The organism is Lentzea sp. CA-135723, assembly GCF_050936595.1.
Taxonomy (GTDB): Bacteria; Actinomycetota; Actinomycetes; order Mycobacteriales; family Pseudonocardiaceae; genus Lentzea.
The window spans coordinates 4,345,529-4,370,702 of the sequence record NZ_JBNJMK010000001.1; the positions used below are offsets into that span (position 1 = coordinate 4,345,529).

Below are 25,174 nucleotides of genomic sequence, written 5' to 3' on the forward strand. Positions count from 1 at the left end.
GACCGGGGTACGACTGTCAGCCGATCGAGTTCAGGCCGAACAGCGCAACGCCGTAACTGCGTCTCCACGGCGGACGATCTGCCGTACATGAGACGATTAGCAGTACTGCTGCTGGCACTCTTCCTGGTCTCTCCCAACGCTCCCGCCGTCGCGGACGCCGGCCCGATGGCGATGATCTGGGCTCCGACCGAGCAGGCCTCGGTCCCGCTGAACGAGCCGCTGCTCGTGATCGGCGGCGCCGTCAACGGCGAGTCCGGCGGCATCACCGAGGTCGAGTTCTCGACCGACCACCAGACCAACTGGACACCGGTCGACGCGACCGGCGAACGCTGGTCGGTCCTGCTGTGGCCGTCCGTCCCCGGCCCGCTGACGATCCACGCCCGCGCCAAGACCGCGTCCACCACCGGCACCGTCACCGTGTCGCGCACGATCTACGTCGGCGGCACGACCGTCCCGCCGTTGCAGTACGAGACGTCGCTCTACCTGAACGACACGCACAGCCCCACCATCAACGACCCCGACGAGCAGGCCGTCGAGCTCGGCATGCGCGTCGCCTTCGACCGCCCGGGCTCCGTCACGGCGCTGATCATCAGGCGCGGCGGTTACACGGGCCCGGTCACCGCACGACTCTGGGCGGACGGCACTCTGCTGGCCGAGCAGGAGGCGCCCGGCGCGGCCTACAGCCAGCGGATCACCTTCAGCACACCGGTTCCCGTGACCGCGGGCACCGAGTACGTCGTCTCCTACTACACACCTGCCGGTGGCTACCGGTCGACGGAGAACTACTTCACCGGCAACATCGTGCAGACGCCGTTCAAGATCCCGCCGAACGCCGGCGTGTACAGCTACGGCGGCGGCTTCCCGACCGACACGTGGTTCGGCAGCAACTACTGGATCCAGCCGGTCTTCAAGCCCTAGTCGGCTTCCACGACCCGGCGCTTCAGCACCTTCTCCGCGCCCCCGGTCGCCACCAGGAGCCTGACCAGCGCGCGTTTGGTCTCGTCGTCACCGTGCACGTCGAGCTCGCGCCGGAGCCGGCGGCTGTCGTCCACCAGCCGCCGGCCCTTGTCGGTCAGCTGGGCGCGCCGGATCCGGGCGTCCGCGCGGTCCGGCACGCGCCGCACGTAGCCGAGGCGTTCGAGCTCCAGCAGCTGCTTCGACGCGGCCTGCTGGGTGACGCCGAGCAGCTCGCCCAGCTCCCCCACCTTCGGTTCCTCGTCGACGAGGTGCTGGATCACGTACCCGTGCGACATCCGCACGCCCTTGTGGCCGCACTCGTGCAGCCGCTTGATGATCTCGTCGTTCGCGGAGCTGCCCGCGAGGTACGCGAGGGTGGCGAGATCGATGCCCATCAGGTCCACAGCCTGCATCCTCACATTGACAACCATGGTTGTACAACTATGGTTGTGAATATGAACCCAGTCGACCTCGCCACCTCGCTGCACCGCGCGCTCGAAGCCGGGGAGTCCGGTTCCGCGCTGCGCCGCCACTTCACCGCCGACGCGGTGACCGTCGAACGCCCCAACCTGATCAAGCCCGGCGGCGCCCGGACGCCGCTGGAGGAGATGCTCGCCAACTCGGAGAAGGGCGCCGGGTTGCTGACCAGTCAGAAGTACGACGTGCACTCGGCATTGGTCGCGGGTGGCACCGCGATCCTGGGCCTGAGGTGGACCGGGGTGCTGCGGGACGGCCGCGAGCTCGTCGCGCACATCGCCCAGTTCGTGGACACGCGCGACGGGCTCATCAGCGCTGTCGAGACGTACGACTGCTACGAGCCGTTCTGAGCTCCTCTCCTTTCCACCGCTGCCGCAGCAACCGGTCGTGCGACGCCACGACCACCGCGCCGGGGTAGTCGGCGAGTGCCGCCTCCAACTCCTCGACCAGGGCGAGCGACAGGTGGTTCGTCGGCTCGTCCAGCAGCAGCACGTCGGACTCCTGGTTCAGGAGCATGGCGAGCGCGAGCCTGCGTCGTTGCCCGATCGACAACGCGCCCACCGGCGTGCCGAAGTCGTTGCGGTGGAACAAACCCAGCGACTCCAGCTGTTCCCCGGTGCCACCGAACGCCCTGAGGAGCGTCTGCTTCGGTTCGCGCACAACGGTTTCCTGCGGCAGGAAGCCGACGTTGCCGGTCGCCGCGCCGGCCAACGCCCTGAGCAACGTCGACTTGCCGGAGCCGTTGGGTCCCGTCACCAGGATCCGTTGCCCAGCCACGAGTTCCAGCCCGCCGAACCGCAGGACCACCCCCTCGCGCACCGCCGCGCCGAGCGGGGCGTTGAGGCGCAACGGTTCCGGCGGCTTCGGCACCGGATCGGCGCGCAGCCGCTCCAGCCGTTCGGACGCGCTGCGCACCCGCGTCCTGATGGACGCCTGCACGCGGCGGCCGTCGCCGTTGTACTTGCACTTGTTGTGGTCGGGGATCGGACGTCCCGGCGCGACGCGATGTGCCGTCGTGCCACGCCACGCGGTCCAGTGCCCGATCTCGCCGACCCACTCCGCGTAGGCCTGCTCCCACCGCTGCCGCGCCGCCCGCTTCTCCGCGACGTACCCCGCGTACCCGTTGCCGTAGCGGGTGATCGTGCGGTTCTCCACCTCGGCGATCGCGGTCGTGACGCGTTCCAGCAGCAGCCGGTCGTGCGTCACCACCACGAGGGTGCCGGTGTGCTTGCGCAGCCGGTCCTCCAGCCACGCGAGCGCCTCGTCGTCGAGGTGGTTGGTGGGTTCGTCGAGCAGCAGCAGCTCTGGTTCGGCGCTCAGCACGCCCGCGAGCGCCAGTCTGGCCTTCTCGCCACCGGACAAGGTGCCGAGCGCGCGGTCGCGGCCGAGGCCGCCGATGCCCAGCACGGACATCGCGGCCTCGACCCGCGCGTCGGCCGCGTAGCCGTCGCGCAGCTCGAACGCCGTGAGCAACTCGCCGAGGTCGTCCAGCCGTTGTTCTTCGGCCGCGGCCGCGATCCGCTGTTCCAGCAGGCGGACCTCGACCAGCGCGGCGTCCACCGCGTCGCCGACCGTCGCGTCCTCCGGCAGGTCGAGCACCTGGCCGAGGTAGCCGACGCCCTGCGCCACCACGGTGATCTCGCCGTCGTCCGGCACGTCCTGGCCGGCCACGAGCCGCAGCAACGTCGACTTGCCCGACCCGTTCTCGCCGACCACACCGAGCTTCTCGCCGGGCCGGACCGTCAGGGACACAGCGTCGAGCACGCGCTTGAACGCGTAGTTCCTGGTGATTTTCTTGATCGTCAACTGAGCTGACACGAGGGACCCCCACACCGCCGAAGGAAATCGGACACGGATGCGCGCTGAAGGCGGGGTCAGTAGATCACCTGACAGATGTTGCCATACACCGTACGAGACCGCAATCTTGATAGCCTGACACAGGCATCTACCTGGGGGTTTACCTTGAATCGGCACGTGCGCACGATCGACGACGTCATGACTCTGCTCGACGGCCTGCTGCCCGCGCAGCCCGGTGACTGGTGGGACCGCTTCTACGCGGACCGCACCCGCGAGGTCCCGTTCTTCGTCGCGAAGCCGGACGAGAACCTGGTCGCGCACGTGGAGAGCGGCGTGCTCACGCCCGGCCGGGCGCTCGATGTCGGCTGCGGACCCGGTCGCAACGCGCTCTTCCTAGCACGCCGCGGTTTCCAGGTCGACGCGGTGGACATCTCGGCCACCGCGATCACGTGGGCGCGCGAACGCTCCGCAGGCCTCGGCGTCGGCTTCCAGCACGGCGACGCGTTCGCGACCGAGGGCTCGTACGACCTGATCTACGACTCCGGCTGCTTCCACCACCTGCCGCCGCACCGCCGCGTCGGCTACCTCGCGCTGCTCGACCGCGCGCTGGTCCCCGGCGGCCACTTCGCCCTCACCTGCTTCACCTCCGAGGAGGGCACGGCGTCCCCGGACACCGACCTGTACCGGCAGGGCGGGCTCGCCGGCGGCGTCGGCTACACGCCGGACGAGCTGCGGTGGATCTTCCAGGACCTGGCCGAGGTCGAGGTTCGCCGCATGACGGAGGAGCCGCCGGACTCGCCCCGGTTCGGCAAGGACTTCCTCTGGACGGCGCTCTTCCGAAAGGCCCAAGTGCAGCCACCGGACGTGCGCGTCCGGCAGGCGGAATGACCGGGTGTCGCCACCTGCGAAAGTAGGGTCATCCCCCTGCTCCCGTAGGTGATCCAACGCACAAAACCGGCAGTATCGTCACCCGCGTGAAGCGAGCCGCGGACCTCACGCCGGCGCTGCTCGTGGCAGCGCTCGGGATCCTGCGCGAGTTCACCCTGGAGCTGCCGTCCCGGCTCGTGGTCACGTCGATCGCGTTCTACGTGACGATCCACCTGCTCTCGGCGGCGGCGCTGTGGTGGCGGCGCACCCGGCCCGTCGAGTCGAGCCTGGTGATCGCCTTCCTCTCGCTGCTCACCCCGACCTACGCGTCGCTGGTGTCGGCGTACTCGGTCGCCGCGCACGCGCCGCGCCACCGCTGGCTCGTGTTCGCGCACCCCGTGACGTGGGCGATCGGCGCCGGGGCGTGGGTGGTGCCGAACCTCGCCGGTCCCGGCCTGATCGTGATCGCCGGGCTGGCAGGCCTCTACGTGGGCACGCGGCGGGTGCTCGGGCGGGCGCTCGCCGAACGAGAACTGGAGCTGCTGACCGAGAAGGTCCGCGCGGCCGAGCGCACGCGGCTCGCCGGCGAGATGCACGACGTCGTCACGCACCGGCTGAACCTGATGATCCTGCACGCCGGGGCGTTGCGGATGGCCGCGCAGAACGACGGAACGCGCGCCGCCGCCGAGGAGTTGCGCACGGCGGGCTGCCAGGCGTTGGCCGAGCTGCGCGACCTGGTCGGCGTGCTGCGGTCCGGCCAGGCCGCGCGGATCCCGGACGTGCTGCCCGACCGGTTGTCCCGCCTCGTCGCCGACTCCGCGCTGGAGGTGACGCTGACCGAGCACGGCGACGCCGACACCATCTCCCCCGCCGTGCGCCGCACGATGTACCGGGTGGTCCAGGAGTCGCTGACGAACGTGCACAAGCACGCACCCGGCGCGCACACGGAGATCACGATCCACAGTGGACCGAGCACGGTCCGCGCGGTCATCCGCAACACCAGGCCGTCCGCCGCGCCGTTGCTCGCGCTGCCCGGCACCGGCTCGGGCCTGCTCGGGCTGCGCGGCCGCGTCGAGATGGTCGGCGGCACCCTCACGGCCGGTCCGACCGACGACGGCGGCTTCGAGGTGGACGCCGTGCTGCCCGCGTTCGTGCCGACCTGATCACTCGTCGCCGGCGCGCACCGCCCGGCAGGCCAGGTGCACGGCCAGCCGTTCGTCCGGGTTCAGCAGGCTGACGCCGAGCAGCTGTTCGGCGCGGTTGATCCGTTGCGTCACGGTGTTGCGGTGGACCTTGAGCCGCACGGCCGCCGACGACGTCACGGACTCCTCGTCCAGGTAGATCGCGAGCGTGCGCAGCAGCTGCCCGTCCTCCACGCCCGTCAGCGGTTCCAGCAGCCGGGTGGCCTGGTCGACCAGGGCCGGCGTCTCGGCGGCCATCGACAACAACCGTCGCACGCCCAGTTCGTCGATGTGCACGACCTTGGCCGTGCCGGTCATCCCGGCGGCCTCGCGCGCCTCCGCGAGCGTCCTGCCCACGCCGGAGACGCCGTGGTGCGGGCGGCCGACGCCGGCGACGAGCGGGCAGCAGCCGAGCGCCTGGGCGATCCTCGTGGTCAGCTCGCGGTGCTGCGACTGCGGCGGCTCGGAGTCGTTGGTGAGCCAGAAGCTCCAGCCCTCCGCGCCCTCGACCAGCTGGCCGTGCAGGCCGCGGCGGGACAGCTCGACGCGCAGGCGTTCGGTGGTGGCGGTGTCGGGCAGGTCGGTGGCGGGCATCGCGTAGACGCCGGTGTGCCAGCCGTCGAGGCGCCAGCCTGCCAGCACGGCCTGCTGCACGAGCTGCGGCGGTACGTCGTCGCCGGACGCGAGCAGCTCCGCCAGCAGCGAACCGCGCGAACGGGCCTGGCGCTCGGTCTCCAGGCGTTCGGCCGCGACCCAGCTCCCGAGCGCCCACGACGCGACCTGGCTGATCTGCAGCACCGCCTCGGCCCAGCGCCTGTTGCGGCCGCGGCCGTGCGAGACGAGCCACAGGTGCACGTGCCCGGTCCGGTCGATCTCCACCGGCACGGCGACCGCGAAGCCCTCGTCGATCTCGGCGGTGGTGGCGACGGACCCGGCCAGCAGGTCCGGCGGCAGGCCGGGCGGGGACACGCCCTCGATCGCCGTGCCGTCCGCGCTGATCACGGCGCAGCTCACGTGCAGCTCGCCGGACAGGATGGCGATCACCGAACGCGGGTCGGTCCGGCTGCGGACGAGCCGCGCGGTGACGGCGTTGAGCAGCCTGGCCGCGCTCAGCTCCGGGCGCCGCACGGCCGTGCGGAGCGCGTCCGCGACCAGCAGCGGGTCGTCGGCGGTGACGTGCAGCAACGGCACGCCGAGGCGGTTCGCGAACGAGAGCGTGGCGGCGGAGGGGTCGTGGTAGACACCGGTCGAGGGCTTCACCAGCACGACCGCGCGCACGTCCGCGCTGTAGGCCCGGCGCAGCGCGACCTCGACCAGGTACGGCTGGTGCCCGGTGAGGATCACCAGGTCGCCCGCCGCGCACGCCTCGACGGCCGTGAGGTCGGCCGCCAGCCGCACGTCCCCGACCTCGGTGCCGATGCCGCGTTCGCCCGCGAGCAGCTCCGCCCCGCCGAGCACGCCGATCTCCAGCAGGTCCCTGACGGTCAGGGAGCCGACGTCCTCGATCACTCGGCGCCCCGGAACGGCACGTAGCCGAGGTCGTAGCCGAACGCTCGCGGGTCGACCCTGGCGCGCAGCTCCTCGCGCACCCATTCGGGTGGCGATGGGAGCGCTACCACGTCGATCACCGCGCCGAACCCGAGCCGTTCGGTCGTGAGCGGCTGACCGGTCTCGGCGTCCAGGCAGCACAGCAGGTCAGGCGTCGTGACCAGCGGTTCGCCGTCCGCGAGCGCGACGAGGTACTCACCCTGCATCTCCAGGCGCACGTACGCATCGTCGGCGTCCAGACGGCGCAGCGCCACCGTTCCCCGCGGGAAGTCGCCGACAGATTCGCGCCAGACCTCGACGACTTTGCCCCGCACGAGGAGGAAACCGCCGGATCTCCTGGCCCGTTCCTCCACGGAAAGCTCTTTCCGCGCCCAGATCTCACCAAGTGAGAGCGCTCTCGCACATGAGCCCGGGATGCCCGATCTGACCGCGTCCGCGAGCTTGAGCGGCTTCGCGACCATCATCGCCCAGCCGCCGAAGTCGACCATGACGGTGCGGGCGAGCTTCTCGATGCCGGTCGCGTCGAGCACCGCGCGGTTGCCGCCGGGTTCGGTGATGGCGAGCGGGGTCGTGGGCAGCCCGGCCGCCGCGTACGTCGTCTGGTCGATCCGCGGGAACGCTCTCCCCATGCCGTCCACGTCGACGTACGGCAGCCCCAGCCGGGCGGCCAGGATCAACGGCAGCAGGCCGTTGCACCCGCCGATCTCCCACCCGATGACGGCCGTGACGGGCGTGGAGTCGTGCGCCTGCAACGCCTTTAGCGCCTCCTCGGCCTCCCGGCCGCTGGGCAGCTTCTCGATCATCACGGTCGGCGCGCCGATCAGGCCGACCCGGATGCCGTGCCCCTCGGGGTCGGCCTCCTCGGGCGTGAGGATCGTGACAGGACCGCTCTGCCGGAGCTCGTGCCGCAGCATCGCCGCGAACGCGTGGGTCTCGTGCTCGCCGCCACCGCCCCCGCTGCCGAGAACGACCACGCCAAGAGCGAGCCGGTCCACCTCGTCGGGCCCGAGCAGGTGCATGCGCGAGACACTAGTGGCCGGGCAGCAGATCACCCACCGCACGCGCCCGCACCCGGCTCGCGTTTCCCGGGAGGTAGGCGAGCGGGATCTCCTCGACCTCGACGATCCGCACGCTGCCGGCCCGCGCGCCCGCCGCGACAGCCCGGTCCACGGCCTCCTGCCTGGCCCCGTCGAGCACCTCGTCGCGGGTGCCCGGCGCCATCGTGAAGACGCGGTCGACCTCGCCGCCGACCTGCGCGATCGCGGCTCCGATGGCGCCCGCGAAGGCGTGGTGCTCCGGCCGGACGATCTTGCTCGCGCCGTCGAGCCGCTGGACGAGGAAGCCGGCGCCGCCGACCAGCACCACGGGCAGCGGTTCCGGGCTCGTGCGCGTGCGGTCGAGCCGTTCGGCGATCCGGGTGTTGATCCGGTCGAGCGCGTCCCGCACGAACGTCCGGTCCAGGTGCCGCACGCGGCTCGGGTCGCCGATGTCGGCGAGACCTCCGGCGACCGCGACGTCGGTGGCCGTGAGCGTGCCGCCGCCGAAGACCAGCGCCTCGTCCGCCAGCCGGAAGCCGACGCTGTCCGGGCCTGCCTCGCCGTCGCGGACCACGCTGCCGCCGCCGAGCCCCGCCGACAGCACGTCGGGCATCCGGAAGTTGGTGCGCACGCCGTTGATCAGCACCTCGGACGACACCTCGCGCGGGAACCCGTGGTGCAGCACGCCGATGTCCGTGGTCGTGCCGCCGACGTCGATCACCGCGCAATCGTCCGTCCCCGACAGGAACGCGCCGCCGCGCATGGAGTTCGTCGGCCCGGACGCGAAGGTGGCGACCGGGTGGCGGCGCGCGTGGTCCAGGTCCATCAGCGTGCCGTCGTTCTGGCTGAGGTAGAGCGGTGCGTCGATGCCCTGCGCCTTGAGGGAGTCCGCGAGGCCGTCGGCGATCTGCCCGGCGAGCACGCGCAGGGCGGCGTTGATGATCGTCGCGTTCTCCCGCTCCAGCAGGCCGAGCCGGCCGATCTCGTGGCTGAAGCTGACCAGCAGGCCGGGGACCTCGGCGGTGAGGATCTCCGCGGCCCTGCGCTCGAACTCGTTGCTGACCAAGGAGAACACGGACGAGATGGCGACGGACTCCACGTCGTTGGCGGCGAGGTCGGCGGCCACCGCGCGCAGTTCGTCCTCTTTGATCGGTGAGATGACCCTGCCGTCGTACTCGTGGCCGCCGTGGCAGAGGTACCCGTGCCCGCCGATGGCCTGCCTGAGTTGCTCCGGCCAGTCGACGAACGGCGGAAGTGCCGTGGTGGCCGGAAGACCGAGCCGCACGGCCGCCGTGCGCGCGAGGTTCCTGCCTTCGACGACGGCGTTGACGAAGTGCGTGGTGCCGATCATGACGGCGGTGACCTCGTGCGGTTCGAACGCGTGCCGCAGCCCGCTGACCGCCGCGACGATCCCGCCCGTGACGTCGGCGGTCGTCGTCGCCTTGCCCGCGGCCACGACCGTGCGGCCGCGCACGAGAACGGCATCGGTGTTGGTGCCGCCGACGTCGATCCCGATGTGCATGTCAGGCGGCCTTCGCTTCCCCGACCTTGCGCGTGGTGGCCCGGCGCGTCCGCATCCGCAGCAGGTCGAGACGCCCGGCCGACACGTACAGGCCGAACGCGAGCACCAGCGAGTTCACACTGGACTGCCCGAACGGCAGCAGCTCGGCGACGATCGCCGAGGCGGGCCAGATGACCACCGTCGCGGGCACCCACGAGGGCGCCGACCGCGGCACGAAGGGGCGCGTCGAGATCATCTCGTTCCGCCACCGCCGCACGACGTAGTACTCGGCCGTCATGATCCCCGCGACCGGCGGGAAGACCACCCCGAGCAGCACCAGGAAGTGGGTGAACTGCTGCACGATCCCGGCCGCCGCGAGGAAGCTGCCCGCGCACCCGACCATGACCGTCACCTGCGCACGGCTGATCCTGAGGCCGAACACGGCGTCGAAGAAGTTCACCAGGCCGAGCGAGGCCGAGTAGAGGTTCCAGTCGTTGATCTTCAGCACCGCCGTCACGACGATCAGCGCCCCGATCCACCCGCCGGACGCCGTGACGACGCCCATGACGTCGGTCGTGTCGAACGCCCGCGCGAGCAGCACGCCGACCAGGCTGATGACCCACTCGCCGGCCGTGATCCCGAGGACCGTCTGCTTGACGACGTCCCACCCGTTGCGGTGAAAGCGGGTCATGTCCGGCGCGATCGCGGCGCCCACGATGAAGCTGCCGGTCACCAGCGTGATGGCCGTCACCATGCCGATCGAGTTGTCGTGCGGCGCGCTGAACGCGGCCCCGACGTCCTTGCCGTGGACGAACAACACCCACCCCAGCAACGCCAGGAACGCGGGCACCGCCACGTAGGACGTCCACGCCATCCACCGCACCCCGTACGCGGCGATGACCGTGGCCACGACCCCGAACGCCAGGGCCCACACCGGTGCAGGCAACACCCCGGCCGCACTCGCGAGCGCCGAACCCGCCAGCCCGGTCTGCACCCCGAACCACCCAGTGCAGGACAACGCGATGATCAACCCGAGCACCGCCGACCCGGCGTGCCCGAACCCGGTCCACCGGCTGAGCAGCGCCGTGGAAAGCCCTTCCCGCTGCCCGATGACCCCCACGCCCACCGCGACGACGTTGAGCAGCACGGCCCCGATCGTCAACGCCAGGAACGCGTCCCAGAAGGACATCCCGAACCCGAGCGTCGCCCCGAGAAGCAGCTGGCTGAGCGCCGTCGTCTGCCCGAACCGCTGCGTGGCAACGGACAACCACCCGTGCCGCGCCTGATCCGGCACCCGGCTGAGGGCCTGATCATCACGCCCGAGAAGAGCGGCCACGACCATCCCTCCGCCCTGTGATCGACAACCCGGACAGTAATAGCCCACCCACGATCGAGCTACAGACAATCTGCACAGTCGACTGATTGACCACGTTGCGAAGCGCACAGCCCGTTCAATTCATCGCGAGCGCAATACGCCTGCGCGCCACCAGCCGAGTCTGGTGCACGTCCAGGCTGACCCCGAGCCCGGGCCGCCGCTCGAACCGGTCGTAGCTGCGGCTGAGCAGCCAGTGAGCCGCCTCCGGAGTGATCAGCTCCAGCCGCATCTCGTCCCGGAGCCGAGCCAGCGCCTCCTCGACCTGCCGCGTGAGAAAGGCGTGCCGGGTGAGGCTCCCGCTGATTTCGTCGATCATGAAAACCATCGCATGGGGCACATCCCCGTACGCATAACTGCACAACAGTGCCAAATACCCGGCGTCGATCGACCGGTCCCCGATCCAGCACTCGCCGAATGAAAGCGCTCCCAGATCCCACTGCGGCCCGGGCTGGTGCTCCGCCGCCTTCTTGGCCCACACCCCGGGCCGGCCGGGCAGCAGATGCCCCAGCGCGGTGAGCAGAGCGGCACTGCGCCGGCTCGGCACCTCCTCCAGGTGCCGCACCACCACCTCCCACAACTCCTCGTTGTCGGCGAAGGGCCCGGCGAACGCGCTGACCTGGAGCTCGACCTCCAGCGGATCGGTCAGCTGCGGCAACGGGCGACCGGCGTCCACCACCGCCTGCTGCATGGGGGTCAGCCTCGTCCGCATGGCGGGAGATTAGGCCGATCGGCGCAACGAACACGGCACGTCGATCAACGCCACCACGTGGATCACCCGATGGTGATCACCGCCCGCAGTCACCCCACGATCTTCAAAACCGAACGCGCCTAACTCGTTTGGGTCTAACCTGATCGGGTGACTGGCGTCACGCGGAGTGATTCTGGGGGAGACATTGCCGCTTGTACGAGATCCGGCCGCGACCCTGTTGTCGCAGGCAGAGCAAGGAGTTCTGGCCTCACGGATCGCCGCGGTCCACTACGACCAGTTCGGCTTCACCAGGTCCGGTGAGATCCGGGCGTGGAGCAACAGCCTGCCGCCGTTGCTCGAGGCGGTCGTCGCGGCCGGCCTCGGGAACAGCGAGGTGCTGCTGGAGTACACACTGCCGCGGTCGTCGTTGCGGATCGACGCCGTCCTGTGCGGCACCAACCCGGCGACCGGCCGCCCGTCCTACGTGTTCGTCGAGCTGAAGCAGTGGGAGAACGTGCACTCCGTCGAAGGAGGGCTCGTCCGGCTGTCGGAGAAGGACCAGCTCCGCGCACATCCCGTGGACCAGGTTCAGGGCTACTGCCGCTACGTCCGGCACTCCATCCCGTTGATCGCGGAGGAGGAAAGGCTAGTCAGCGGGCTCGCGTTCCTGCACAACGCGAAGCGGTCACACGTCGAACTGCTGCTGCGTCAGCGGCAGGACCACTGGGGCGAGCTCTACACGGGCGAGGATCGGTCGGACTTCGAACGGCGACTGGCCGAGCTCATCGACGCGCGCCGCCCGTACGAGGACAACAGGGCCACCGCCGACCGGTTCCTCGCCTTTCCGGTGCGGCCTTCCGCGAAGTTCATCGAGATCGCCAAGGAGGCGGTGGTCAACCGCAGGCTGTTCCCACTCGTGGACCAGCAGCAGACCGCCTACCGGAGCGTCGTGAACGCCCTGGCCGCGTCCGACGGGCACGCGCAGAAGACGGTCGTGGTCGTCGTGGGAGGTCCGGGCTCGGGTAAGAGCGCCATCGCGCTGAGTCTGTTGAGCCAGTTCGAGGCCCTCGACCTGAGGGGCTTCCACTCGACCGGGTCCCAGTCGTTCACCGAAACCCTGCGCCGGCACCTGGACCCGGACAACAAGAGCGGCGTACGGGCGATGTTCAAGTACAACAACAACTTCCAGACCTTGGAAGAAGGTCGCAGGATCGACGTCATCGTCAGCGACGAGGCCCAGCGGCTGCGCAGGACCAGCACGCGGTCAGGCTCGCGCGGGCGCAACGACGACGACAGGCCGCAGATCGCCGAGCTGATCAACGCGGCACGCGTGCCTGTGTTCCTGCTCGACGAGAACCAGCGCGTTCGCGCCGACGAGGTCGGTTCGGTGGAGGAGATCAGCAGGGTCGCCGAGGCGCTCGGCTGCCGGGTCGAGGTGATCGAACTGCGCGGGCAGTTCCGGTACGGCGGATGCAGCGCGTTCGACGGCTGGGTGGACCGCCTGCTCGGCATCGTCGACGAGCCTCCCGCGGTCTGGTCCGACGTGGACTCCGCCAGTGGGTTCCGGGTGCACGTGGGCGACAGTCCGACCGGTATGGAGAACTGGATGCGGGCGAACAAGGTCGCTGGTCAAAGAGCACGCATGACAGCGGGGTTCTGCTGGCCGTGGCAGTTCAAGCGGGACCACGAGAACCCCGAGATCGTGATCGGCACCTGGAAGCGCTGGTGGAACTTCTACGACAGTCAGCCGGACGGTCCGAAGCACGTCTTCTGGGCGACGGAGGACGGTCCGAGACAACAGGTCGGCTGCGTCTACACGGCTCAGGGCTTCGAGTACGACTGGGCGGGAGTGATCTTCGGCAAGGACTTCGTGTGGCGGGACGGCAGGTGGGTGGCGCAACTGCACGAGTCCCACGACAAGAAGGCCAAGGAGGATCCCGATCTGTTTCCCGAACTGGTGCGCAACGCCTACCGCGTCCTGCTGACCAGAGGACTGCGCGGAGTGACCTTGTTCTCGGTCGACCAGCCGACGCAGGAGCACCTTCGGGCGATGGTCGGCCAGGTCGCCACTTGATCGGTTAGCCTCGGTTTCGCGGCCCGCCAGGCACCGGTTTCGTCCGATTCCGTCGCTGCCTCCACCCGTGTGGATCACGCATGCCCATTGGGGGGACCGTCCGTTGGCTCTCGTCCGCAAGAGCGCCGAGTCGTTGCTCGCCGACGCGCTGGAGAACCGGCTGCACAAGCTGCTCGAGGACCAAGCGCGGATCCAGTTCGAGGCCGGGGTGAGCGACGGCGAGGTGCGGTCGTGGCAGAACAGCCTGCCCGCGTTCCTCGGTGACCTGGTCGACGCGGGGCTCGGTCATGTCGAGGTCCTGCTCGAGCACAAGCTGCCGCACAGTCCCAAGCGCGTGGACGTGGTGCTGTGCGGCCGGAACCCGGCGGACGGCAGGCCTTCCTACGTCCTGGTCGAGCTCAAGCAGTGGTCGAAGGCAGAACCGTACGGCGACGACCTGGTGAAGATCGATCACTACGCGCAGCCGGTGCTGCACCCCGTCGAGCAGGTCCGGCGGTACTGCGAGTACCTCGTCGACTCGACGCCGGCTCTCGCGGAGCGGCCCGGCTCCGTGCACGGCGTCGCCTACCTGCACAACGCCCGTGAGGCGGGGATCTGGCGGATCTCGGAGTACGCGGTCGACGAGTTCGGCGACCTGTACACGCTCGACAGCAAGAGCAGGCTCACCGACCGGCTCCGCTCGGTGCTCAGCGAGGACGCGGCGACCAGGGATGGCTCCCGGCAGGCCGCCGACGAGTTCCTCGGCATGCGTCACGCCCCGTCGAAGCCGTTGCTGACCGCAGCCGCCAAGGAGCTGCAGGAACGGGAGCAGTTCGTGCTCCTGGACGAGCAGCAGGTCGCCTATCGCCTCGTCACCAAGGCGGTGGAGAAGGCCCGCGCCTCGCGCAAGCAGACGGCGGTGATCGTGCTCGGCGGTCCTGGCTCCGGGAAGAGCGTCATCGCGTTGAGCCTGCTCGGCGAACTCGCCCGGCAGGGCCGGACCGTTCTGCACGCGACCGGCTCCAGCTCGTTCACGAACACCATGCGCAAGCACGCCGGGCACCGGAACCGCCGCGTGCAGACGATGTTCAAGTACTTCAACGACTTCATCGACGTCGAACGGTTCGGGCTCGACGTGCTCATCTGCGACGAGGCACATCGCATCCGGGAGACCAGCGTCAAGCGCTACACCCCGCGGGCGGTGCGGGAAAAGGCGCGCAGGCAGATCGAGGAACTGATCGACGCCGCCAGGGTTCCGGTGTTCCTGCTCGACGAGAACCAGACGGTGCGGCCGGGCGAGATGGGGTCCCAGGCCGAGATCGAGGCCGCGGCGGAGGCGGCCGGCTGCGACGTCCAGGTCGTCCGGCTCGGTGGGCAGTTCCGCTGTGGTGGTTCCGAGTTCTTCGACGCGTGGGTCGCGAAGCTCATCGGCGTCAAGGGCACCGCCACGCCGTGGTCGTCCCTCGTCACGCGAAGCGACGACGAGTTCGTCGTCCGCAGCGCCGAGTCGCCGCGGGAGATGGAGTCGTGGCTGCTCGACCGGCAGGCCAAGTCGGGCGGGACGGCACGAATCGCCGCAGGCTACTGCTGGCGCTGGAGCGACCCGGTCACCGCGGACGGAACGAAGGTCCTGGTGCCGGACGTGAAGATCGGCGACTGGGAACGGCCGTGGAACGCGAAGCCGGAACAACGCGTCCCGGACGCGCCCGCCTCGCACTTCTGGGCGAGCGACGAGCGGGGCTTCGGGCAGGTCGGCTGCATCTACACCGCCCAGGGGTTCGAGTACGACTGGGCAGGGGTGATCTTCGGAAAGGACTTCGTCTGGCGCGACGACCACTGGGAGGCGAGCCGGCGGCACTCCCACGACCCTGCCGTGAAGAAAGCCGACGAGCTGCACTTCGCCCGGCTGATCCGGAACACGTACAAGGTGCTGCTGACCCGAGGGATGCGCGGGGTGTGCGTCTACTCGGAAGACCCCGAGACCCAGGACCACCTGCGCGCGATGTCCGCCTGATCGGTACCGGGATCTGGTGGCGGAGATCGGCGTCCGCCCTGTCACCCGAAAGCCCTACTGCGACCAGCTACGGTGGCACAGGTGACGACGTTTCCACGGGTGCCCGCGGACCTGTTCCGCTTCACCACGGCCCCGCACGCGGAGCTGCACACTGCGGTGATGCGCGTGCTCGGGGTGGCGAACGAGCGCCTGGAGACCGTCCTCACCGCCGATGACGTGCAGCAACGGCTCCGCAGCGTGGGCTGGGCCGAGCAGGTGACGGACGACGAGGTGCTGGCGTCGCTGCACGCTCTCCGTGGGTGGGGGCTGGTCGACGCCGGTCAGCACCGGTACGGGCTGACGAAGCTCGGCGAGGCGGCGTGCGAGGGGCTGAAGCACGCCGTGACCACGCTGGCCGCCAACGGGTCGCTGCAGACGGCGGTGCTCGACGCGATCGCGGCTCGGCTCGACGAGCTGACGGAACCGCTGAGCGACGGCCGGGCGTTCGGTGCGTTGATGGAGCTCGAAGGGCACCTCGACGCGCTTGCCAAGGGCACCACGCGGTTCAACGCCGACCTGCAGCGGCTGCTGCGCGACGAGCACGCGGATCTCGCCACGTTCCAGGACGTCAAGCGCACGACGGTCACCTACCTGCGGGACTTCATCGCGGATCTGGACGCGCGCAAGGTGAAGATTCGCGCAACGGCGGCGGAACTCGACCCGGCGGAGCTGCACGCGAAGGCGCGCAACGGGGCCGGGCTCCTGACCGACGACGCGTGGCTGCACGAACGCAAGGAGCGGTGGAAGGAACTGCGGGCGTGGTTCGTGGACAACCCTCCGCGCGTGGACGAGTTGCAGGACGTGTCGCGCAAAGCGATCGTGCAGCTGCTACGCGTGCTCGATCGCATTAGTGAGCAGCGCAAGAAGCCTACGAACACCGCCGCTGACTTCAGGGCGTTGGCCGAGTGGTTCGCGCGGACCGAGACCGAGGACGAGGCGCACGAGTTGTTCAACGCGGCGTTCGGGCTCTACTCCTCGCGGCACGCTCATCTCGCGCACGCGGACGGCGAGTTGCTGTCCACCTCCGAGGCCTGGGAGAACACGCCGCCGGTGCCCGTGTCGCCGCAGCTGCGGGCGACCGGCAAGCAGGAGCACATCGGGGCCACCGGGAAGGTCCGCGACGTCGGCGAGGTGCGCCGCAACCGGCGTGAGCAGGCGGAACGGGAGCGCGCGGAGCTGGAGCACGCGTGGTCGCTGATCCAGACGGACGGCGCGATCCGGATCTCCACGCTCACGAACCTCGACCACGACACGTTCCACCGGCTGATCGACCTGGTCGGGCGGGCGCTCGGCAGCGATCCGGACAGCACCGGCACGCGCACGGCCGGCACGAGTGACGGCCGGATGCAGATCAACCTCCGCAACGCCCGCGGCTGGGCGACCATGACCACCCAGAAGGGCACCTTGAGCGGGCCTGACTACGTGATCGACGTGCAGAGCCGATGAGCCGCACGGGAAACCAGCTCGCACGGCTGGAGAGCGAGGAGGTCGCACGTGGTGTGCGGCTGTTGCTCGCACGGCCGTTGCTGACCGCACGGCAGGACCACGACGGGTTCGACCTCATCAGAAGGCGCCGCGAACCGATCACGAAGTGGTTCGACTACTACTGCGGCTGGCGGGTCGTGGTGGAGCCACGGGCCGGATACGCGCGTTTGTTCAAAACGACCTCACGGCCTGATCGCACTCGTCCGGCGTTCGACCGCAGGAGGTACGTCCTGCTGTGTCTGGTGTGTGCGGAGTTGCTGACCACACCGACGACGACGCTCGACGACCTGACGGCGGCTCTCCCGGACTTCGACTCAGCGCGACGGAGTGACCGCAACGCGTTCAACGACGTGCTGACGTTCCTCGAAGAACACGGCGCGGTGGAGCTGGACGAGCAGGTCCACGCCGACCCGACGCTGATCACGCGGCTGCTGGCCGCGCCGGTGCCGCCCTCCACTGTGGACACGATCGAGGACCTCACCCGCGAGACCCGCTACGACACCGCGCACCGCAGCCTCTGGCAACGGCACTCGGTGATGCGCAGGCTCATCGACGACCCGGTGCTCTACAAGGACGACCTGTCGGAGACGCAGCTCGCGTTCCTCGGCTCGCCCGCCGGCCGCAAGGTGGTGCAGACGGGCATCACGCTGGCCGGCTGCACGCTGGAGGAGCGCAAAGAGGGGTACGTGGTGGTGGACGCCGACGCGATCGCCACCGACACGAGGTTCCCGGACGACGACAACAACGCGAAGGTCGCCGCGTTGTTGTTGCTCGACCGGTTGGCACGAGGGCCCGCGACGACAGAAGATCTGGTCGAGGAGTCACGCGAGGTGCTCACCAAGTTCCGGTCGTGGGCGAAGGCCTACCAGTCGGACGGCGGTGCGGGCAGGCTCGCGGCGGACGGGATCGAACTGCTGGAGGCGTTCGGGCTCGCGCGCACGGAGAACGGCACCGTTCACAGGCTGCCCGCCGCAGCCAGGTACGCGGTCGAGGAGCTGCATGACTGACCGGTGGCAACCCAGCCGCGCCGGCATCATCAACGTCTGGCGCTACTACGACGAGATCTTCTCGTTCTACCAGGGCAGACTGCTGCTCAGGGGCCCCAACGGCACGGGCAAGTCCAAAGCGCTCGAGCTGCTGCTGCCGTTCCTGTTCGACGCGAACCTGCGTCCGCACCGTTTGTCGACGTTCGGCAGTGCGGACCGCACGATGCACTGGAACCTCATGGGCGAGGGCGCCCAGGGCAACAGCACGCGCGTCGGGTACGTGTGGCTGGAGTTCCAGCAGGGCGAGCAGTGGTTCACGTGCGGCGCGCGCCTGCAGGCCACCACGAACACGTCGAACGTCGGGGCCACCTACTTCACGACGTCGCAGCGGGTCGGCGACCTGGCGCTGGTGAACGAGTCCGGCCGCCCGCTGACCACCACCGACCTCGCGGCGGCCATCGGCGAGCACGGTGTCGTGCACACCTCACCGGCCGATTACCGGGACACGGTGCGGACGACGTTGTTCCCCGGCGTGACCGAGCAACGGTACGACTCGCTCATCACGGCGTTGCTGCAGCTGCGGACGCCGAAGCTGTCCGAACGGCTCGACCCGAGCGTGCTGTCGTCGTTGCTGTCCAAGGCGCTCCCGCCGCTCGACCAGTCCGACCTGACCGAGATCGCCGAGGGGTTCGAACGGCTCGACCGCCAGCGCGAGGGGCTGCGGCGGCTCGACGACGAGATCACCACCGCGGAACGGCTCGCGGGCGTGCAGCGCGTCTACGCCCAGCGGGTGCTCGGCGTCGCGTCGAGGGCGCTGGAGTCGTCCACCGAGCAGCTGGAGGACCTGACCAGGGCCGCGCGCATGAGCGAACGCCGCTACCAGCGTCAGATCACGCTGACCGACGAGGCGTTCGACCAGCTCGCGGCGCTCGGCCGGGAGGCGAGGGCGGTCGACGCGGAGATCTCCGGCATCTCCGACCTGCCCGGTTATCAGGAGGGCAAGCAGCTCGACCTGTTGCGTCAGCAGCTTTCCGCCGCGAACGCGCGTGCGTCGGAGGCTGCCTCACACGCCGCGAAGCTGCGCGCACGGGCCGTTGCCGACGAGGAGCAGTCCCAGCAGGCCAAGTCCGATGCGGCCGCACGCGCTGATGAGCTGCGACGGTCCACGACGCTCGCACGGGAGGCCGCCGACCCGGCGGGCATGCACTCCGTGTTCGAGGAGATCGAGTCGGGTACCGACGCACGGGCGGCACGGCAGCTGCTCACGACGGCGGTCGAGGCGCGTTCGGCCGAGATCACCACGATCACGCGCACCGTTGCCGCGCACAAGAGAGCTGTCGACGCACGGGACGCCGCACGCCGACGGCTCGATGAGACCCGCGACGAGCTGGAGCAGGCCAACGAAGCCGAGGTCGTGGCGCAGAAGGCGTTCGAGCAAGCGTTTGCGAAGTTCCTCGCGGACTTCGACACGTGGGCACGCGGCTGTGCCGAGCTGAACATCCACGAGCACGGCCAGATCGTCGAGGCCGCCGCGATGGCGCGGGAGGAGTTCAGCCGCATCGAGGCACGGCTGGACGAGACGCGCACGTCGTTGAACGGCCAGCTGCTGCAGTACCGGTCCATCCGGGAGAAGCTCGCCAACCAGGTCGATGTGCCACCGCCTGCGCCTTACACGCGTGACGGCGCCTATCGCGCGTCTGCCGCGGGCGCTCCGCTGTGGCGTCTGGTCGACTTCCGCCAGGGCACCCCGCCGGCTGTGTGCGCCGCGGTCGAGGCCGCGCTGGAGGCGTCCGGACTGCTCGACGCGTGGATCACGCAGGACCCCTCGTTCGACGTGCCTGACCACGACCGCTTCGGCGAACCGCTGCTGGTCAGCCCGGCTGCCGGCACGACGCTGCTGGAGGTGCTGGTCACCGAGGACGAGCGCTGCCACCGGTTCCTGGAGACCATCGCGTTCGGCGACACGGCGTCCGGGCACGCGGCCGCGATCGGCGCGGACGGCACGTGGCGGCTCGCGAACGCCCACGGCACCTGGGCGAAGCCCTTCCCCACCTACATCGGCTCCGACGCCCGCAAGCGCGCCCGCGGCGGCAGGATCGCCGAGCTCACCGGCCTGATCGAGCAGCTGGCGACCGATCTGTCCGGGGTGGACGCCGCGCGCAACCAGATCGCCGTGCGCCGCGCGACGCTCGCGGGTGAGCTCGCGCGGCAGCCCTCGAAGGACCCGATGGAGGTCGCCGAGGAGCAGCGCGATAAGGCCCAGCTGCGGTGTGCGGCGCGGGAGGACGCCGTCGCGGCGGCCACCAGGGTGGTGTCCGAGGCGGAGGCCGCCGTCGCCCGGCACACGGCCGGCACCGAGGTCCCCGACGCGGACGAGCTCACGGCGTTCGGCAGCGCCTGCCACCGCTGGCTGGACGACCGGCACGACGCGTTCACCAGCGAGGCGCTGGCGGTCGAGGCGGGCGGCCGCGCGTCGCTCTCCGGCACGCTGGCCGACGAGGCCGAGGAGACGTCGGCGGCCCGGCAGCAGGAGGCCACCGACCTCGCCATCACGCTGGAGACGGTCGAACGGGCGGCGGGCGCGGAGTTCCACGCCCTCGACCAGCGGCTCATCTCGTTGCGCGCCAAGGCACTCGACATCGCCGAGCAACGCGACCTGTTGCTGGACAAGCAAACGGGCCTGGCGCGCACACTCGGCACGTTGGAGGAGAAGCGCAAGACCGACACCGCACGCGCCGCGGAAGCCGCCGTGGTGCATGAAGCGGCCGAAACGCGCTATCGCCACCTGACCAGCGCCCACCTGCCCGCCGACGCCGGGGAGATCCCGGACGTCGTCATCGACCCGCGCCTGATCCGCGACTCGGAGTCCAAGCTCGGCATGGCCGTGCACGAGGCGCAGCAGCAGCTGGCCGGACGCATCGAACTGTCGTTGGACCCCGACGACGACGTGACCGTGCTGACCGCAACGCTGGACGGCGCGCGCATGGGCGCGCACGCCTTGTTGCAGACGTTGAAGGCCGAACGCGACCGCATCCGCACGCACATCACGGACGTCGAGCGCGACCTCTTCGACCAGACCCTCACCGGCGACACCCGCCGGCACATCGCCCAGCGCATCCAGGGCGCGTCCGAGCTGGTCGGCACGATGAACCACCGGCTGGAACGCGTCCAGACCGCGTCGGGCATCCGCGTGCAGCTCGACTGGCAGGTCGATCCGCAACTGCCTCCAGGCACCCGTGAGGCCCGCGACCTCCTGCTGCGTTCAGACCTGAACGACGACGAACGCGCGTTGCTGCACCAGTTCTTCCGTGAGCGCGTGGAAGAAGCACGCGCACACGACTCCGCAACGGGCTGGGAACAACAACTCGCCCAGGTGCTCGACTACACGACGTGGCACCAGTTCGTCGTGAAAGTCGACCGGGGCGAGGGCTGGGTACCGGTGACCAAACGCGTGCACGGCGCGTTGTCCGGCGGCGAGAAGGCCATCGTGCTGCACCTGCCGTTGTTCGCCGCGGCGGCCGCGCACTACCACGCGACCCCGACCGCACCCCGGCTGATCCTGCTGGACGAGGTGTTCGTCGGCGTCGACGCGACCAACCGCGGGCAGCTGCTGGAGCTGCTGGTCAACTTCGACCTGGACCTGGTGCTCACGTCCGACCACGAGTGGTGCGACTACCGGGAGCTGACCGGCATCGCCATCCACCAGCTCACGACCGGTACGGACGGAGACGACGCCGTCACGACCGTGCGCTTCACATGGGACGGACACAGCCTCACGGCCGATGACTGAACAACGCCAGTAGCTCTCGCTGGTCTTCGTTGAGCAGGGAGTGGGGCTGCGGGTAGATCTCCGCGGCCGCCCACAGCTCTTCGCGCACGCTGGACGCCGTACCGATCTTGCGTCCACGCGCGCGCAGGTCGTCCATGACGTCCTTGGCCTCGAACAGGTACACGGCGTCGATGACCAACGGCCGCGCGGTGCCGACGGAGCTGCCCGCGTCCGACTTCGGTCCGGTCAGCACGAGGTAGACCTCCGGCCCGCCCTCTTCCTTGAGGTCGAGGATGTTCTCCCGCTTCGGGTACCACCGGATGGTCACCGTGCGGCCGTCGGGCAGCCGTCCGTCGATGCTCGCGTTGGCCTGCGGTTCCAGGGCGATGCCGAGAATTCGTGCGGCGATCCAGTCGCCGAGGTGTCCGGTCGTGGCCGGGCGCCTGATGCACGCCGACAACGCCGCGTCGATGCGGTTGCGTTCCTCGATCAGCTTTGCCACGCGCCTCACGTCCTCCGTCATCGCACTCCTCCGCTGCGTTGCATGGCATACGCACGCACAGTCCGTGGCACTTCAAGCCGTACGGGCTCCACGGCTCCTATGCGGTCAAGCCGCCGCACGAGCACACGAGCCGACGCCCGTGCGTCCTGCAGCGCGGTTCCCTGCGGCACGTCGAGCGGGCCGGTGCAGAGCCCCGAGACGGCGACGTCGTGGCCCAGCCGGGCGTACTCGGCGGTGAGGAAGTCCTGGCAGAACGCCAGGTCGTGGGCCGCGAGCACACGGCCGGACAGGCGGGCGGCGAGCTCACCGGCGATCCCGGCGAACTGCGGTGCCCTGCGCACGTCGGCGGGGCTGATGCCGTGCCGGGGGCCGAAGTCGCGGCGCGGGTCCACGAGCGTGCACCACTCGTCGGTGCGGCGGCCCGCCCGGTCGAGGTGCACGACGGCCACCTCGATCACCCTGTCTCCCGGAGCAGGTCCCGTGGTGGCGACGTCGACGACCGCGTACCCCTTGCCCATGCCGGGATGTCGTTCGGACCCGTGCCGGACGTTATCCCTGCCCGCCCGCGTCATCCGATAGGACCAACGCGAGCTCGCCGCGGGTCGTGATGCCGAGCTTCGAGTAGGTATTGGACAGATGGTTGTCCACGGTCCGCACGGAGATCACCAACGACGACGCGATCTCCTTGTTCGTGAGTCCCCGTGCAGCGAGCACGGCCACTTCGCGCTCACGAGGCGTGAGTGGTGTCAACGTCAGCGTTGCCAATGCCGGTGTCCGTGCGCCCTCGCACAGGGCCGTCAACCGGCCGGCCAGCGCGCGGTTGCCCGACTTCGCGGCCGCTTCGGCCGCGAACAGCATGAAACCGGTTTCCGCGAACCGCGCGGCCACCGCCTCCAAGCTCGCGGAGTCGTTGCGCACCAGCGCTTCCGCGTGCGCGGCGAACACCGGCTCCAGCAGACCAGTGCTGGTGGCGGCGAGCTCCCTCAACCGGTCCACCACCTCGGCCGCCCGCCCGAGTCGCACCGCCTCGTGCAGGAGCAGGGCCTCCGCGGCGAACTCGCCGTGCTCGCGCGCCTCGGCCGCCCCGTCGAGCGGGGACGCGCCACCCGCACAGATCCGGGCCGTCCACAAGCTGTGCTGGTAGATCCGCATCCCGGGCGGCACGTGCCTTTCCGCCTCCGCGAGCAGCTCCCGCGCGTCGTTGCCGAGCAACGCCTCCACCTGTGCGAGCTCGCAGAGCCGCACGAACGGCTGGGCGGGCCGGGCCTCGGTGAGCAGGCGGCGGGCTTCGAGCAGCCGCCCGCCCGCCCTGGCCAGCCCCGCGCACGACACCGCCCAGCTCGCCCGCATGGAGTCCCATTCGGCCTTCGCCCGATGTGCCTGCACGGCAAGACGTTCCGCACGGCGCAGGTCGCCGTGCAGGGAGTGCACGAACACCTCCGCGAACAGGTTCATCTCGGCGCCCAGCCCGACCTCGGACACAGCCGGAACGACGGGGAACGGACCGGTGTACCGGCCCTGCACCGCGTCGATCATCGCGAGGATCGCCGCCTCACCGGGGTCTGATGCCGTGAGCAGCGCACGGGACTCGTCGTACTTGCCCGCGAGCAGCAGCAGCGCCGCCCGTGCCGCCGGCATCACGTCCATCGCGGCCGCTTCTTCGCTGCGCCCGAGACCCCAGCCGAGGTTCATGGCCCGTATCGTGCGGACCTCGATCGGGTCGTCGTCGGTCGCGACCATCGCGAAGACTTCCTCGGACTCCGCATGCCGGTCCGTGAACAGCAGTACGAGCGCCAACAACCGTGCGGCCTCCACGCCGCCGCCGATCGACCATGCGGCGCGTGCGAGTCGTTCTGCCAGAACAACACCCCCCGTCGCGCTGGCGATGTTCGCGGCGTTCAGCAGCAGGGCCGGATCATCCGCTGTTCCGCTGTCCAGACGCAGCACGGCCACTCGGAGCGGATCGTCGAGCAGTGAAGCCAGGTGGCGCTGATGGTTGCGCTTGCGCAGAGGTGGGCACTGCGCGCGCAACACCTCGCCGTACAACGGATGCGCGAGCCGCAGCCCCTCGTCCGTCACGGTCACGAGCCCGTCCAGCGCCTCCGACGCGGTGAGGTCCAGCGGTTCGCCGAACGCCAGCAGCTCGAGCACACGGCGTTCCTCGGCGGGCACCGCGGCGAGGTGCGCCTCGATCAGCTCGATCAGCCGTGGCGACAGCGGCAGCGGACCGTCCAACGACCACACACCGTCGTGCGACACCCATTGCGCGGCGAAGTGCATCTCTCGCAGCAGCAACATGTTCCCGGCGGACGCTGTCCACAGCCGATCGGCCGTGACGCTGTCCAGCACCCCGCCGAGCACCGTCTCCAGCACCTCGACCACCGCCGCGCGGCCGAGCGGGTCGAGCTCGATGCGCGGCAGCAGTTCGTCCTTCCAGAGCGCCACCACCGGGTCGGGTGCGCGTTCGCCCGACCGCAGCGTCGCCACCACGACGGCTTCGCGGTGCTGCACGAGTTGGTGCAGCAGCCCTGCTGAGGCGTCATCGAGCAGATGAACGTCGTCCACCACCACGACCTGCCCACGCAACGCGGACCGTGCGCTGGTCAGCATCGCCAACGGCGAGGGGTCCACCGACAGCAGGAAAGGCGCCATCACCCCGAGTGGAATCTCCGACATCGCCGCAGTGGCACGCAAACGGACGTCGCACGCCACCTCGTCCAACAGCCGTGTCTTGCCCACGCCGGCCGGCCCCGCCACGATCAGCCCCGCACCGCGCACCGCACGCCGGACCGCAGTCAGTTCGGCGTTCCTCCCCACGAACGGCCACCCCATGACCTCAGGCTAGGTGACGGGCGACGGCAAAATGGGTGATCGCCTACTCATGCCTCTGACCAGCGC

The 25,174-nt window shown here is 70.1% G+C and carries 19 protein-coding genes; 9 read left to right on the plus strand and 10 right to left on the minus strand.

Features of this window, described 5'->3' with window-relative positions; genetic code table 11:
* The first annotated feature begins 87 nt into the window (after positions 1 to 87).
* Entirely contained in the window at positions 88 to 918 is an 831-nt protein-coding gene (locus ACQEU1_RS19430) for a DUF4082 domain-containing protein (protein WP_433203372.1), read from the plus strand.
* On the opposite strand, the gene ACQEU1_RS19435 is transcribed toward ACQEU1_RS19430, so the two are convergent.
* Entirely contained in the window at positions 915 to 1,370 is a 456-nt protein-coding gene (locus ACQEU1_RS19435) for a MarR family winged helix-turn-helix transcriptional regulator (RefSeq protein ID WP_433211588.1), read from the minus strand. The genes ACQEU1_RS19430 and ACQEU1_RS19435 overlap by 4 nt on opposite strands.
* 42 nt (positions 1,371 to 1,412) lie before the next feature.
* Here ACQEU1_RS19435 and ACQEU1_RS19440 point away from each other — a divergent pair, with 42 nt between their 5' ends.
* Positions 1,413 to 1,784 (plus strand): nuclear transport factor 2 family protein, encoded by a 372-nt coding sequence (locus ACQEU1_RS19440; protein WP_433203375.1) that lies wholly within the window; start codon positions 1,413 to 1,415, stop codon positions 1,782 to 1,784.
* Here ACQEU1_RS19440 and ACQEU1_RS19445 read toward each other — a convergent pair.
* The gene (locus ACQEU1_RS19445; protein WP_433203378.1) at positions 1,744 to 3,267 is read right to left on the minus strand and encodes an ABC-F family ATP-binding cassette domain-containing protein; all 1,524 of its coding nucleotides are present in this window, start codon (positions 3,265 to 3,267) and stop codon (positions 1,744 to 1,746) included. The two genes, ACQEU1_RS19440 and ACQEU1_RS19445, sit on opposite strands and share 41 nt — an antisense overlap.
* Before the next feature lie 141 nt (positions 3,268 to 3,408).
* On the opposite strand from ACQEU1_RS19445, the gene ACQEU1_RS19450 reads away from it, so the two are divergent.
* A complete protein-coding gene (locus tag ACQEU1_RS19450) occupies positions 3,409 to 4,119 on the plus strand; it encodes a class I SAM-dependent methyltransferase (protein ID WP_433203381.1) in 711 nt (236 codons plus the stop codon).
* Between the two features lie 86 nt (positions 4,120 to 4,205).
* Positions 4,206 to 5,261 (plus strand): sensor histidine kinase, encoded by a 1,056-nt coding sequence (locus ACQEU1_RS19455; protein ID WP_433203384.1) that lies wholly within the window; start codon positions 4,206 to 4,208, stop codon positions 5,259 to 5,261.
* On the opposite strand, the gene ACQEU1_RS19460 is transcribed toward ACQEU1_RS19455, so the two are convergent.
* The 5 genes from ACQEU1_RS19460 to ACQEU1_RS19480 form a co-directional block, all read right to left on the minus strand.
* Positions 5,262 to 6,788, minus strand: coding sequence for a helix-turn-helix domain-containing protein (locus ACQEU1_RS19460; protein WP_433203387.1), 1,527 nt, complete (start codon positions 6,786 to 6,788; stop codon positions 5,262 to 5,264).
* On the minus strand, positions 6,785 to 7,846 hold the full coding sequence (locus tag ACQEU1_RS19465; RefSeq protein WP_433203390.1) for a DUF917 domain-containing protein: 1,062 nt from the start codon (positions 7,844 to 7,846) through the stop codon (positions 6,785 to 6,787). Before ACQEU1_RS19465 ends, ACQEU1_RS19460 begins: the two co-directional genes overlap by 4 nt.
* Before the next feature lie 10 nt (positions 7,847 to 7,856).
* Positions 7,857 to 9,386, minus strand: coding sequence for a hydantoinase/oxoprolinase N-terminal domain-containing protein (locus tag ACQEU1_RS19470; protein WP_433203393.1), 1,530 nt, complete (start codon positions 9,384 to 9,386; stop codon positions 7,857 to 7,859).
* A 1-nt stretch (position 9,387) separates the two neighbouring features.
* Complete coding sequence (locus ACQEU1_RS19475) at positions 9,388 to 10,701, minus strand: purine-cytosine permease family protein (RefSeq protein ID WP_433203396.1); 1,314 nt, start codon at positions 10,699 to 10,701, stop codon at positions 9,388 to 9,390.
* Positions 10,702 to 10,816: 115 nt separating this feature from the next.
* The gene (locus ACQEU1_RS19480; protein ID WP_433203399.1) at positions 10,817 to 11,449 is read right to left on the minus strand and encodes a hypothetical protein; all 633 of its coding nucleotides are present in this window, start codon (positions 11,447 to 11,449) and stop codon (positions 10,817 to 10,819) included.
* 184 nt (positions 11,450 to 11,633) lie between these two features.
* Between ACQEU1_RS19480 and ACQEU1_RS19485 the strand changes: the two genes are divergently transcribed.
* From ACQEU1_RS19485 to ACQEU1_RS19505, 5 genes are all read left to right on the plus strand, one after another.
* On the plus strand, positions 11,634 to 13,502 hold the full coding sequence (locus ACQEU1_RS19485) for a DNA/RNA helicase domain-containing protein (RefSeq protein WP_433203402.1): 1,869 nt from the start codon (positions 11,634 to 11,636) through the stop codon (positions 13,500 to 13,502).
* Positions 13,503 to 13,605: 103 nt separating this feature from the next.
* Positions 13,606 to 15,495, plus strand: coding sequence for a DNA/RNA helicase domain-containing protein (locus tag ACQEU1_RS19490; RefSeq protein WP_433203405.1), 1,890 nt, complete (start codon positions 13,606 to 13,608; stop codon positions 15,493 to 15,495).
* Between the two features lie 81 nt (positions 15,496 to 15,576).
* On the plus strand, positions 15,577 to 16,980 hold the full coding sequence (locus ACQEU1_RS19495) for a TIGR02677 family protein (protein WP_433203408.1): 1,404 nt from the start codon (positions 15,577 to 15,579) through the stop codon (positions 16,978 to 16,980).
* Positions 16,977 to 18,026 (plus strand): TIGR02678 family protein, encoded by a 1,050-nt coding sequence (locus ACQEU1_RS19500; protein ID WP_433203411.1) that lies wholly within the window; start codon positions 16,977 to 16,979, stop codon positions 18,024 to 18,026. The genes ACQEU1_RS19495 and ACQEU1_RS19500 overlap by 4 nt, the downstream gene beginning before the upstream one ends.
* Entirely contained in the window at positions 18,019 to 21,795 is a 3,777-nt protein-coding gene (locus tag ACQEU1_RS19505) for a TIGR02680 family protein (protein ID WP_433203414.1), read from the plus strand. Before ACQEU1_RS19500 ends, ACQEU1_RS19505 begins: the two co-directional genes overlap by 8 nt.
* Here ACQEU1_RS19505 and ACQEU1_RS19510 read toward each other — a convergent pair.
* Genes ACQEU1_RS19510 through ACQEU1_RS19520 form a run of 3 tightly spaced genes read right to left on the minus strand, consistent with a single transcriptional unit; the run spans position 21,779 to position 25,108 of the window.
* Complete coding sequence (locus ACQEU1_RS19510) at positions 21,779 to 22,297, minus strand: hypothetical protein (protein ID WP_433203417.1); 519 nt, start codon at positions 22,295 to 22,297, stop codon at positions 21,779 to 21,781. The genes ACQEU1_RS19505 and ACQEU1_RS19510 overlap by 17 nt on opposite strands.
* Positions 22,294 to 22,794, minus strand: coding sequence for an exonuclease domain-containing protein (locus tag ACQEU1_RS19515; RefSeq protein WP_433203420.1), 501 nt, complete (start codon positions 22,792 to 22,794; stop codon positions 22,294 to 22,296). The genes ACQEU1_RS19510 and ACQEU1_RS19515 overlap by 4 nt, the downstream gene beginning before the upstream one ends.
* A 31-nt stretch (positions 22,795 to 22,825) precedes the next feature.
* The gene (locus ACQEU1_RS19520; RefSeq protein ID WP_433203423.1) at positions 22,826 to 25,108 is read right to left on the minus strand and encodes a LuxR C-terminal-related transcriptional regulator; all 2,283 of its coding nucleotides are present in this window, start codon (positions 25,106 to 25,108) and stop codon (positions 22,826 to 22,828) included.
* Positions 25,109 to 25,174 lie beyond the last annotated feature (66 nt).